Annotated in this window: 10 protein-coding genes; 1 reads left to right on the top strand and 9 read right to left on the bottom strand. The window is 52.5% G+C overall.

Annotated features, from left to right (window positions below; translation table 11 throughout):
* Positions 1-282: 282 nt before the first annotated feature.
* From MK110_17245 to rpmI, 4 genes are all read right to left on the bottom strand, one after another.
* Positions 283-2280: a sigma 54-interacting transcriptional regulator gene (locus MK110_17245; protein ID MCH2213053.1), complete on the bottom strand. Its 1998-nt coding sequence runs from the start codon at positions 2278-2280 to the stop codon at positions 283-285.
* 1249 nt (positions 2281-3529) lie between these two features.
* Complete coding sequence (gene pheS / locus MK110_17240) at positions 3530-4534, bottom strand: phenylalanine--tRNA ligase subunit alpha (protein ID MCH2213052.1); 1005 nt, start codon at positions 4532-4534, stop codon at positions 3530-3532.
* Between the two features lie 184 nt (positions 4535-4718).
* The gene (rplT, locus tag MK110_17235) at positions 4719-5075 is read right to left on the bottom strand and encodes a 50S ribosomal protein L20 (protein ID MCH2213051.1); all 357 of its coding nucleotides are present in this window, start codon (positions 5073-5075) and stop codon (positions 4719-4721) included.
* Positions 5076-5178: 103 nt separating this feature from the next.
* Positions 5179-5379, bottom strand: a complete 201-nt coding sequence (gene rpmI, locus MK110_17230; protein MCH2213050.1) for a 50S ribosomal protein L35 — start codon at positions 5377-5379, stop codon at positions 5179-5181.
* 712 nt (positions 5380-6091) lie between these two features.
* On the opposite strand from rpmI, the gene MK110_17225 reads away from it, so the two are divergent.
* Positions 6092-7603 (top strand): mercuric reductase, encoded by a 1512-nt coding sequence (locus MK110_17225; GenBank protein ID MCH2213049.1) that lies wholly within the window; start codon positions 6092-6094, stop codon positions 7601-7603.
* A 60-nt stretch (positions 7604-7663) separates the two neighbouring features.
* On the opposite strand, the gene MK110_17220 is transcribed toward MK110_17225, so the two are convergent.
* The 5 genes from MK110_17220 to MK110_17200 form a co-directional block, all read right to left on the bottom strand.
* Positions 7664-8932 (bottom strand): glutamate-5-semialdehyde dehydrogenase, encoded by a 1269-nt coding sequence (locus MK110_17220; GenBank protein ID MCH2213048.1) that lies wholly within the window; start codon positions 8930-8932, stop codon positions 7664-7666.
* A 33-nt stretch (positions 8933-8965) separates the two neighbouring features.
* Positions 8966-9493: a cyclic nucleotide-binding domain-containing protein gene (locus MK110_17215; protein ID MCH2213047.1), complete on the bottom strand. Its 528-nt coding sequence runs from the start codon at positions 9491-9493 to the stop codon at positions 8966-8968.
* Between the two features lie 129 nt (positions 9494-9622).
* Positions 9623-11038, bottom strand: a complete 1416-nt coding sequence (locus MK110_17210) for a BNR repeat-containing protein (protein MCH2213046.1) — start codon at positions 11036-11038, stop codon at positions 9623-9625.
* Positions 11035-12042 (bottom strand): hypothetical protein, encoded by a 1008-nt coding sequence (locus tag MK110_17205; protein ID MCH2213045.1) that lies wholly within the window; start codon positions 12040-12042, stop codon positions 11035-11037. Before MK110_17205 ends, MK110_17210 begins: the two co-directional genes overlap by 4 nt.
* Positions 12043-12153: 111 nt before the next feature.
* Positions 12154-13312, bottom strand: a 1159-nt coding sequence (locus MK110_17200) for an MBL fold metallo-hydrolase (GenBank protein MCH2213044.1), incomplete at its 5' end; no start/stop codon positions are given.

The raw sequence follows: 13312 nt of genomic DNA, 5'->3' as shown, positions 1-13312 counted from the left end.
GGACATTCGCAAACAACGTCAAAGACTTCGTGCTGCAAATTGACCGGCCCAATCCTCACTGGAATTCACAAATCCATTTGGTCGATGATTTTCGAGCCAGTGATGCGAATTGTCAACAAAAAAGAACACCCCTTCCCATCGATTCCAAAGGAAGGAGATTCTAATTCACATTGATACGATTTCACTGGATTCCGAAGTCCGGTCATGATCTCACAACAGGAGCACCAGGAAACAACGGATTCCAAAACACCGAGTCCGATTCAGGATTCGGACGAATACCGTTTATTCAGGCCTGGTAACATGATATCGCTTGAGTTTACGGTCCAAAGTCGACCGTTCGATGCCAAGAATCTGAGCTGCCCGGGACTTGTTCCAGTCTGTGTGATCGAGTGTCGAGAGAATGTGATCCCGTTCCACATCACCCAGAGACGTCTCCTGGTATACAGAAGAAACGGTTCGCGTGGTTCCGGAATTTGATAGACGACTTGCCAGGGTAGACAGCTGAACATCGCTGGCCCGAACGAGTTCATTGCGACAAAGGATCACGGTTCTCTCAATTGTGTTCTGCAATTCACGAACATTGCCCGGCCACTCATACTGAGTCAGTGTCTCCTCCGCTTCCGGAGTGAATCCCCGAATGACACGTCCCGTCTTTTCCACGAATTTTTGCAGGAAAAAGTTGGCCAACAGAAGGATATCCTGCTTTCGCTCTCGGAGCGGTGCAGCAACCAGCTCCGCCACATGCAACCTAAAGTACAGATCTTTCCTAAAGGACCCATCCTCCACCGCCTCTTCGAGGTCTCTATTGGTTGCAGCAAGAATCCGAACATCGACCTGGATCTCTTTGCTGCCGCCGATCCGTTCAAACGGGTGTCCTTCCAGAACCCTTAAAAACTTAGCTTGAATGGAGAGACTCATCTCACCCACTTCGTCCAGGAACAGCGTCCCGCGATCCGCCTGTTCAAACCTTCCGATTTTCCGTTCTGACGCTCCCGTAAAAGCTCCCTTTTCGTGACCAAATAACTCACTTTCCAGCAGGCTTTCGTTGAGTGCAGCACAATTCAGACAGACAAACGGACATTCAGCACGGGGACTCTGCAGATGAATCATGCGGGCAATCAGTTCTTTACCACAGCCGCTCTCACCCCGTATCAAAACGTTAGCATCTGAATCAGCGATCAATCCGATCCGTTCGCGCAAACTGCACATCACCTGGCTCTCACCAATTAACTGCTGATCAGTTTCGAGCTGTTTCCTCAGGGATTGATTGACGGAATGAACCTGATCTACTTCTGACTTAAGCGATTCACGTTCCAGCTGACTCTCCAGTGCGAAAGCAAGTTGCCCCGCAACCGCGAGCGAGAATTCTAAATCGTGCTTATCCAGCACGTTGTCCGGGTTGGTGGCATAAAGATGCATCAGCCCCAGTACCCGCTGTCCATTATGGATAGGCGTACAGACGACACTGGCCGCCCGCATTTCGCCCAGACTGTCATACACAGCCAGTTGGGTATGGTCGCTGACATCACGTGCAAGAATGGCCTCCCCACTGCTCAACACTGCCCGCGACAGATTGTCGGAAACCCGACGGTACGAAAGGTCATCCCTGCTGTGCCAGGCGCATAAATGCAGATCTGTTGGAGTAGGGAATTCGGGACCGTCGGGTGCCGCCAGCAGAATCGCAGCAATGTCAGCCACCGTTTCCCGCACAAGACTCTGCAGAACCACGTCAATCAGAGCCTGGCGACTGCCGGCGGCTCCCATTTCCAGTCCGAGCTGATAGAGTCTTGTCAGATCCGCCTGGACGGCTCCGGCTGAGACATTGCCGGTCAGAAACTCGGGACGAAGACTACGATACAGAATCGCCGGCTCTTCTTCCGTGGTTCCCGCAGAGGTCTTGGTCGCCGCATCAAGAGAGGACTGTTCGCCTTCAGGCAACGTGAAGGCGTGTTCTAGATTTTCAGTGAAGGCTAACTGACACTGGCCTATGACAATGACGTCACCACTGCGAAGAACGTGATCGCCGGCAATGGGCTCACTGCCTACACAGGTTCCATTACGGCTGTCCAAATCGCGAAGCTTCCAGCCATCTGCTGAGTGAAACAGTTCACAGTGATTGCGGCTGCAGGCTTCGTCGTGCAGCACAATCTGATTGGCAGATGCGCGACCGACCGTCACCAGCTGTGAGGGCCTGAGACGCACGACGTCCCGCCAGACACTCCCGTCCCAACTCAACAGATAAGCACTACTTCCTGCGACATCTGAATGTTCAGTGTTCACGTGTTTTCTTCCAGGTCCGGACATGTTCCAGGGGACCAGCCGGAATCAACAGGTAAATTAATGGCCCTACTCCACAATTTCTGTACCACAAGGCACATTTGTTGCAACAGGAATCTTGGTGGCCCTCGTCCTGACGAACGGTCGCTCTATGTCACTGACGGGCATTCTCCCTTAGAAGAACACTGCCGATTCTCAGCCGCTGGGACCAGTAAACAAGGTGTTCTGAATCCACAGTATGGACAAATTGCCCCAGCAATAAACTGAATGATCGTTTCAGACATCATGGATGATATTCCGGGAATCACGAAATCGGAGAACTGTGAAAAATTTATCGCAGCTCTTTCGATTTGTTACATGACTTATATGACGTTCATTGCAGGTCTCACAGTCCAGCTTTAGGAAACCTCAACTCGTCGTTTTTTCACAGCAAGTGTTGAATTTTGCACTACTTGGTGTGTTGGAGTGCGTCATGAGCAGTGTTTTTCAAATGCATTCAAACTCGTCGGAATCTCAGGAAATCCCCAGAGGAATTCAGGGTGCATGGCCGGGAGGACCGTGCCCGCAGTGTGGTGACGATATGCCGGCCAACCTGGTGCACTGCCGGTCCTGTCGGACACTGCTCAACAATATGCTCACAGAAGACAGCGTAGAGATTCCTCAGTTTGTGCCACTCAAAGAAATCGATCCTTCCCGGATTGTGTCAGCTGGCGGGCACTATGTGAAGTGCCCCGGATGCAGACAGGAATTACGTATTCACTCAAAATACCGGAAAAAGAATGTGGTCTGTCGCCACTGCAACCAAAATTTCCCGTATGACAAGTCTGTGAAAGTCGTCGCTCTGTACTCGAATTGTCCCCACTGCAAAAAGGAACTGAGAGCATCCGTCAAATACACCGGTCAAAATGTAGCATGCCGATTCTGCTCTGGCCCACTGATGCTGACGGACTGAACAGAGAATCCGGACTTTTGTAAGTCAGAATGGAATTCAGCAGTCGCGGTGCTGTCGCGTCTGAGGCACATTTAACATTGTCACAAACCGTCGGGGAAACGGAAAACGAATTCGAGCCGGTCATCCTGTTTGGAAAAACAGCGATGTCCGTGGACCAATCCTGTTTTCGGAGTGCATCATAAGGTACGACAGAAAGCCAACGACCACATTATCAATCAGACCGGTTTAACATGTTGTCCACACTGCACGGACACTAATAAACCATCCAACCCTGCCGTCTCACACCAGGAACAATTCGCTTTAGAGCTGGCTGAGGAAACGGATGTCGTTCTCATAGAATCGCCGAATATCATCCACCTCGAAGTGTTTCATACAGAAACGCTCAATGCCCAGACCGAAGGCAAACCCGCTCACTTCTTCGGAATCATAGCCAACTGCTCTGAAGACATTGGTATCCACCATTCCGGCCCCACCAATTTCCATCCACGAATCCCCCCACTTCATGTCCACCTCCACAGACGGTTCCGTGAAGGGAAAAAACGATGGACGAAACCGAATTTTCACGTCAGGGCCAAGGAACGAACGAGCAAACAGGGTTAGCAGCGTCTTGAGCTGGGCCATGGTGACATGACGATCGACCATCAGCCCTTCCATCTGATGGAACATACACGAATGTGTCGGGTCGATTGCATCCGGACGGTAAACACGTCCCAGAGAAACGATCCGAATCGGAGGCGGTTGCTGCTCCATTGTCCGAATTTGAACTGTCGAAGTCTGACTTCTCAGCAACACCGGACCATCTGATCCGGCATTCGCTGTCGCTATATAGAAATTATCGAGTGGATCACGGGCAGGATGGTCGTCAGGAATATTCAGCGCTTCAAAGTTGTGGCGTTCATCTTCCAGTTCCGGACCTTCCACGACTTCAAATCCAAAGCGTCCCATCAGTTCGCGAAATCGTACGATTGTCTTCGTCACCGGATGCAGCGTCCCAAGACGAGGAATCGTGCCTGGCAGTGTGACATCAAATGACGATTCTTTCACCAATGTTTGCGACGCGATGGAAGTTGAATGTGTCTCCAAATGAAGGCCAACACGCGTTCGAACTTCGTTAAACCGTTTACCGACCGCCGGCTTCTCTTCCTTCGACGCCTTGCCAATCAGCGACTGAAGTTCACGAAGTTTGCCCTTTTTCTGTCCCAAAAACTCTACGCGAACCTGTTCAAGCTGCTCCGGGGACGTGGTCGCATCTATGGCAGACAGTGCGGCCGATTCGTATTCGTCAAATGCCTTGAGTATGTCCATCGTCGGGCAATCGGAACGGGGCGATGAGTGAGGTCGTCAGCAAAACATATCAGCCACAAGGTCAACGGTCCACAACACCTCGTACAACAGTGTGCATTCGAGGGCGCACAACAACCAAGCATCTGCGCAAATGACCAAACGGCGCGACCAATGAAGTGCAGGAAGTCATACAGGCTGGGAAGATTCAGGCAGCCGCAGCTTTGACCGCATCCACAACCTCATCAAAAACGCTTGGCTCCAGAACAGCCAATTCGCTGAGTGACTTACGATTAAGTTCGATTTCAGCCGCATGCAAACCGTGGATAAACTCGGAATACGAAATCCCTCGCTGTCGGCAGGCAGCAGAGAGTCTCGTAATCCACAGCTGCCTGAACATGCGTTTGCGAACCCGGCGATCACGATAGGCATAAGCTCGTGAGCGGACAACCGTTTCCTTGACAGTGCGCAAGAGCCTGCTGCGGCCTCCCACATTGCCACGTGCTTCCTTGAAGAGACGTTTCTTGGAACGTCGCCTCGCTTTTCCAATTCGAACTCGCATGATCCAAACCAACTCCCGGCAATAAAACCCTGCAGGTTTTAATTCACCATCACTCCGATAATCATCCCAATTCGAAGTAAATCAATTTCTAAATGACCACTGGCTGCTACAGCGACGGGCGCAACGCCTCGACGATACTTCGTGCTTCCGTACCGACAACAATGCCGCTATTACGGAGGTGACGCTTTCGCTTGCCATTCTTATGACTCAACAAATGGCCTCGAAACGCACTTCGGTGCTTAGCTTTTCCGGATGCGGTCACCTTAAAGCGACGCTTCATCCCTTTGTGAGTCTTCTGCTTCGGCATATTCATATCCTTGCACAGGTGCGTCGACAACTATGCAGATCGTGTCTAAATTCGAACGAACCAGTATAACGGTGACGGAATCACTAAGTCCAGTGGGTTCGATCGGATCTCCAAAAATCGAAACCGGAAGCAAAAACGGTATTATCTGCTTTTGACAAATCTGCGAAGTCGTGACTCAAAATCGGTCAAAAAGTCGCCTCAGCAGCCTCACTGAACTGATTTGCCAGTCCGTATCATCGGCAGCTTCAGATCTGCAACGCCATCGTCGTGGAAAACAGGTCAGACATCTGTACCGCAACGTCATTTCGGTCAAATTACTGACTCTGGCTCCTCTTCGTCCTGTCAGTCATTGTTCAACTGCGTTCCCGGCTCATGTGGACACTCATCATCCGGTAAATCCACTGATTTTGCCAACAAAGTTCTCTCTTTCACCCCGCCGGAATGGCAGTAGAACCGATTGACACCGGCCATTCAATTTATTTCGGCTGCCGGCAGCCAATCCTGCAACGAATCCATCGTCATTGTGGACGCCATCACTGTCTGGTGAGTAATTGATCCTGGCAATCGTCCAGCTAAAAACATTTCGGGATCTGGTGAACAGAGTCACCGAACAATTCGGGAAAAGCGGGTGTACTGTTCCTTTGCCTGAGAATCGCAATATTTCTGACAATTCGGGCATTCAACGATTAATCCGACCTGGGAAAGAAGTGAAATGCTCCCGCAACTGGAACCACACGACAAATTCAACCGGCAGCTCGAAGCCAGCGTCCACCCGACCAACTGGCAAAACCCGACACCTGCCGGACGCTATCACCTGGTCGTAATCGGAGCAGGACCTGCCGGTCTGGTAGCCGCTGCCAGTGCAGCGGGTCTTGGAGCCAAAGTCGCATTGATTGAACGTGATCTGATGGGAGGTGACTGCCTTAACACAGGTTGCGTGCCTTCCAAAGGGATCATCAGCGCGGCTCGCAGGGCAGCAGTCATTCGCAGATCCGGTGAATTTGGTGTGCATGTCCCTGATGGTGTTCATGTGGACTTTGCAGACGTAATGCGTCGTATGCGAAAACTCCGATCGCGAATTGCACCTAATGATTCTGCAGCGCGATTTCGTGACCTTGGCATCGATGTGTTTCTGGGATCAGGAAAATTCACCGCTTCTGACGCCCTGCAGGTTGGTAATACAACTCTTAAATTCAGAAAGGCAATCATCTGTACGGGAACACGTGCATCAATTCCACCCATCCCGGGGATTGACGAGGTTCCGTACCTGACGAATGAAACAGTTTTTTCACTCACCCAACTGCCACGTCGATTTGGCATCATCGGTGCAGGTCCGATCGGCTGCGAACTGGCACAGAGTTTTGCTCAATTTGGTTCAGAGGTATTTCTCGTAGAAACCAGTCACGGAATTCTTCCTCGGGAAGATCCAGACGCTGCCGCCATCGTTAAAAAATCCATGATCAATGACGGCGTCAACCTGCTGTGCTGCAGCAAAGAAACTCAACTCCGCAGGGACGGAGCCCGGATTCATCTGTCCGTACAGTCCCACAACACAACTTACGACCGGACAGTTGATGCATTGCTCATCGCCGCAGGAAGAACTGCGAACACCTGCGGTCTTGGCCTCGAAACAGTTGGTGTAAAGTTCGACGAAAACGGAGTCGAAGTCAACGACCGACTGCAAACGACAAACCCCGCCATCTACGCCGCAGGCGATATCTGTTCGAAACACAGGTTCACACACTCAGCCGACTTTCTGGCAAGAAACGTCGTCAGTAACGCACTGTTTATGGGGCGTAACCGGGCGAGCTCTCTTTTGATTCCGCGGGCAACATATACCACACCGGAAATCGCTCAAGTCGGTCTGTCCGCCGATGAAGCTGCCATAACAAACATTCCCGTCGAAACCTATACGCTGGAGTTCAGCGATGTTGACCGGGCAGTTCTGGAAGGTGAAGAAGACGGATTCGTTCGCGTTCACACAGCCAGAGGCAAAGATAAAATCCTCGGAGCAACCATCGTGGCCGGCAGTGCCGGAGACATGATTTCAGAAATCACTCTGGCAATGAACAACGGCATCGGCCTTCGCAGAATTGCCGGTTCCATACACCCCTACCCCACTCAGACAGAAGCAATTCGTCGAATCGGTGATATGTACAACAGAACACGCCTCACGCCGTTCGTCAAATCACTGATCGGCAAATGGCTGTGGTGGACGGGCTAATAGAATTTTTCGGTGACGTTTCGTCCAGCCAGGTCAACGATATACCAACGGGGATCCGGTTCAGCGAATCTGTCCCGTGCCGTGCACAACATATTTGTAGCTTGTGATTTCGCGCAGGCCACACGGACCTCGGGCATGGAATCGGTCGGTGCTGATCCCAATTTCCGCACCAAGGCCAAACTCGCCACCGTCATTGAACCGTGTACTGGCATTCACCATCACAGCTGAAGAATCCACCTGATCCTGAAAAAGATTTGCGGAATTAAGATCCTGCGTCACGATTGACTCGGTATGACCGGACCCGAATTTTCTGATGTGGTCAATCGCATCATTCACGGAATCAACGACTTTGACTGACAGGATCAAATCCAGAAATTCAGCCGCATAATCCTCATCTGTGGCAGGCTGTGCATTGTCAATCCCTCTGGCGCTTGCCGGACAGCAGCGTAATTCAACGCCTGCTTCCTGGAGACGCAAAGCCAGAACCGGCCAGAACTTCGCCGCTGCTTCTTTGTGAATCAACAATGACTCCGCCGCATTGCAAACACCAGGACGGTGACATTTGCTGTTGATCACAATGTCTGTTGCCATTTTTTGGTCAGCAGATGCATCGACATACACGTGGCAAACACCGTCGAAATGTTTGATTACCGGCATCGTCGCTTCTGCTGCCACACGCTGAATCAAAGAACGACCACCCCGAGGCACCGTAACATCGATCAGGTTGCCAAGCTTCAGAAATTCACCGACAGCTTTGCGGTCTGTCATTTCCACCAGCTGCACAGCATCCCCCGGCAACCTTTCCTGCTCCAGACACTCTACCAGGACACGGTGCAGTGCCTGATTACTGTTCCGGGCTTCACTACCACCTCTCAGGATGACAGCATTGCCACTTTTCACGCACAGAGCAGCTGCATCAACTGTCACGTTTGGACGTGACTCATAGATAAAAAAGACAACACCCAGCGGAACACGGACTTTCGTAACCAGTAAACCGTTCGGTCGGCGACAGCTTTCCATGATTTCGCCAACCGGATCCGGTAACTGCCCGATCTCCACCACAGAATCGCCGACTGCGGCCAGACGATCTTCTGTCAACCGCAGCCGATCAACCATGGCACCCGTGGTTCCGTTCGCTTCAGCTGTGGTAACATCAACTTCATTTGCGGCAAGGATCTCTGCGGAGTTTTCCCGCAGTGCGACGGCGACTCGCTTCAACCAGCTGAGCTTTCGTTCACCTGTCGCAGTAGCCAGTTGCTGCGCCGCCACACGGGCCCTCTGGGCAACCTCCGTGGCATAAACATTCAGCTCGGTCGTGACCTGTGCCATAGGATTCACCTCATCCAAATCGAAACACCGAACTCAAAACTGCCAGTTGGTATACACAGCGGAGCGAAAATTTTCCCATTCATCACGGTGAGCCTGTGTGTCCGGACGCGCCATCAATTCACAGACCCAATGGTCCATTCGACGAATTCGTTCAGCCAGAACGGCGGCAATATTCGATGCAATCCGAAATCCGGCATGAGGACTTTGTTCTGCAAGTTTCAAATAGTCTTCCCGTTTCCAGACACATGTCAGCACATCAGTTACTGTAAAAATGTTTGCCGAATGAGGTGCGCTACGAATAAAGGACATTTCACCAAAGACGTCACCCGGTTTCAGCCGGGCCAGTTCGTGCCCTCCCCCACCATCATCACGGCTTCGGCTGACAACACATTCTCCTTCGAGGATCAGCCACAGTGCCTGGATACCGGCGCCTTCCTGAAGGATTTGAGTACCCGCGTTGAATGATTTTTGCACCACACTGTGCCGAACTGCCGTCACCTCATCTTCCGTAAGGCCGTCAAAAATATGCAGTGAGGACAGTTTATCAGAAGTAACATTCATGGGCGGACTCGACCAGTTCGGAACCGACACACACTCATACCAAGAATTATTTCGTCAATGCAGGTCCGGGTCGAGTCGCAAACCAGGATTCCTGGGAAACATACATATCACCCTGGCTTCCGATAAAGGCTACCTGACATGCACGTAGAAGACATCGTTGTCGACGGTTCGTCCATCTAAGTTGGACGAAACCCCCGTGTGATAAAGTAAACCTGGACGGGCGCCGGCCGGGATGGTGTTGAATCCGGTGGACATTTCGATGCTCTGCTGTAAGCAGGCAACATCAGGATTTTTCCCCAGGACTTCTTTACTGTTGAAAGTCCTGCCGCCGTCACCGGACTCCAGCCAGCCGATGCGTCTGGCTTTGGGAAAGAAATTCTGCCAGTAAGCAGGTTCGTGAAAGTACCGCTCAAGCGGCTTTCCGTCCCACCGCGCGTCAGGATGGTCGATCGGAGCCAGGGTCAATGCCATACAGAGACGATCGTCCGCGGTAATGGTAAAGCCGGCCCGACAGTCAACTACGGCCCATCCGGAATAGTATTTGTCCATCGCCACCTGAAGCGGCAGGTGTTGCCACTGACCATCACGATTCGCCCGTACCAGAAACACCTGTCCCGGATTGGCGGGAGTGTTTCGATAGTACAGCACGTATGGCCGATTCTTCGAATCCACAACCACCGCACCTGTGTTTCTGAGACCCGGCTTCGGATCGAAACTCTCTTCATCAGCAAGAACGTCCATGGTTGAGGCAGTTGCCGGAATCACAACGGGCGAACCGTCGGCACGTTCCCACGTACGTCCGAAGTCACGTGAAACCATGTAATTCACTGACTGCACCGTACCCCAGTTAAAAGAGTTCCCGGACTTGCCCTGAAAGAACTGACAGGACAGATGAAGTGTTTTGTGGTCCGGTCCCCACGCCAGTCCCTCGTGAAAGGCGGCGTAGCTAATGCATTCCGGGTTCCGCCTGATGATCAGCCCCCGATCTGTCCATTTTTCACCTGGTGGCCTGACATACAGTCGAACACCTTCCCATCCGAAACGACCGGTGAGAAACAGCTGATCATCCGGCCCGCAGATAAGAGTCGGATAGGTCAGCCTGCCTCCGAAGACTTCCACATCAGTCCACTCCGATGCATCATTGGGTCTCCTGCTGCGTCGATACGGAATCCGGTTGTGATGAACTCCGTAAATCGCGTGAAGATATCCCTGACTGTCGATCGTCAGCGCCGGTCGACCATGATCATCCGGCGCCTGACCCAGCGTGTAAGTGGGCGACCATTTTCCGGTCGAACGATCAAGCGTTCGCACAACACTGAAGAAGCCCTCCTCAGTTGAATCCAACCAGGCAACGTGGGTTTTTCCCTGGTACGTGATGATTTTGTTACCGGTTCCGGCAGTCGCTGCGCAGCACCCGCGCGACGAGACCAGCGTCTCTGTCGCCAACTCACCTGCAGCACCACACTGTCCGCAGACCGCCAACAGAAAAAGCACCTTTGCCGTCACTGTCGGAGTGGTGTGCCGTCCGGACCTCGTTCGGTTCATTTGGCTCCCAGCGCTTTCCGATGAGACACACTCAGACGTTCAATCTGCTCATGAGACTCATAAGGAACATACATTGCACGCATAATGATTTGATATCGCTGACCGAGTTGGTAATCCGAAAAGAAACACTGAAAATCCCAGGCCGGATTACCGTTACCGCCACCGGAAGGAGACTGCGCCATCCGAATCCCGTCCTGCGGACGAAACATCATCACCAAGGCCATGCCATGGCTGATACCGTAGTACCACGGGTCGGTGTAACGGTAGTTGGAACGATTGAACACCAGCGTCAACGGAAATTTTTCGTCATGGGAAAACGTACGATCGTCGTCCACTCCCAGGTGCGTCGACAACTCTCCGTGCCGCGGAGTAACACCGCGAACCCGGTGACTCCCGGAGTTCCTGCCGGTTTCACGCCCCATAAAGTAAATGTCCAGCGACTGGGGCTGATGAATATAGCTGGCCCAGAACAAACCGATATAGCCGTTCGCAAAAGTCCTGCGACGCGGAATACATTCAACGGTCAGTTCCAGTGTACCGTCCTCCAGCATATGGTACCTCTGGCAACTCTCCAGACCGTAGTGCGGAGTTGGAGCCTGATATAACTCAACCGTATGTCGATCGACTTTGCGCAGCTGCATGGGAGCGTTACGTGGCTCAAAGAGCACCTTGCGTTCCTGCACGGTACCGTCATGAATATGCTCAAAATTGAGGCCTGCGACACTCGGCACAAACAGGTTGGCATCACGCTCAGTACGCGTCAGCGACCCAACGCCACTGTATCCGGCTCGATGTTTCGGCAGCACTTCATCATCCACGGGGCGATTATCCACGACCACCGCCTCCACGTCTCCCCGTTTCATGACAACATACGGCATCTCAATTTGACTGTAGGAAATTGATTTGTTGCTCAGAGACGTCAGACGGGGAAGTTCTTCAGCGTGGATGTTCAAGACGTGTGACATACTGATCAGTATCACGCAGGCTGCAACATAGCGATTCATCGGCTTTCCTGTTTCCCTGACAAACCCCGAAGTGCGAACAACAAAAGACATAATCAACCGGTGCATCGGGCCTTTCGCCTTCATTCGGTGACTGAAACAGACAGCCCCAAACTACTCTGCCTGGCCAACCAGTTCAATTTCCCCCCAGTTCACCGGTGTCTGAGGGCTGCGAAGTTCGGCCCAGTCGTAGTAATACGGCTTCTGGTCGTCGTCACGATCACCAACGATAAAGTCGATCGGAATCTTCATTCCGATCTTTGGCTCTATTCCAAGGTCCTTCCACGGGAACGCCATCTCCGCAGTGTAGCCACTGTCTCCGTCAGGGCCGTCGTTCAGCGTACCACGCAACTGAACGGCATGACGCACACCGCTGTTCCACGTCTTATCTTCACCCGGTCCGCTGGCATCACTCATCACATTGCCCACAGTCATGGTGAAAATGTAATCATCTTTAGCCAGTTTTTCAGGACGGTCACCATGAGGATCCAGATTGACCTCAACACAATCGTCATCGAACACCGAACCGTCTCGCTGTTCGACACTGCCCTTCAGATCCCCATCTCTGACATCAAATGCAACGTAGAGATTTTCCTCGTCCCAAAGCACGGCACAACGTGCCTTGTCTGTACCCCATGTCGTCAGGCTTCGCGGCCGGAGCTTGATGGTCCAGCGGGCACGCTGCCATTCGGTAATATCACCGTCAATCTCAATTTTCTCGTACGCGGGCCACGCCTGATCGTAGAGCTGGCGGGGATTTGGATTTCTAACCAGCTTACCGTCACGCCCCTTGATGTGCAGACCTTCGCCCTGCAGCGGTCGAACCAGTCGCTCCGGATGCTTCATGTGAGCTCGCATGATCTCCGGATCTCCCCCCAGCCAACCGGTCGCCAGTTTCCCCCCGGAAGGTTCATCATTAGTGTACCGCGAGGACAGAACAAAGGGATGCACAGGTGGAACTTTTGTGGGCATGCCCTGGGCTTCCGGCACAGACCCTACGGGTTCATACGAGTCGTAATGAGACGGCAGCACAAAGGAAGCATCGATCGCATTGGCCAGTCTGGCCCCTCGCTCGCCACCCATGTACTGCATCGGCGCTGGCAGGATCAGCAGATCGATGTCGCGAAACTCCATGTTGTGTGGAAAGTCCTGATGTCGCTCCGTCGTACTGTGATCCCCGGTGTAGTACACGCGATTTCGGCCATCATCAATCAGATATCCCGAGGAGTAATGTGGTGGTCCGTGGACGGCGTATGTCCACTCCACATCCAAC

It is taken from the genome of Fuerstiella sp. (assembly GCA_022447225.1).
In the GTDB taxonomy this organism is placed as follows: domain Bacteria; phylum Planctomycetota; class Planctomycetia; order Planctomycetales; family Planctomycetaceae; genus S139-18.
The sequence above is the reverse complement of the archived record's forward strand: the minus strand, read 5'-3'. Positions and strand labels throughout refer to the sequence as shown.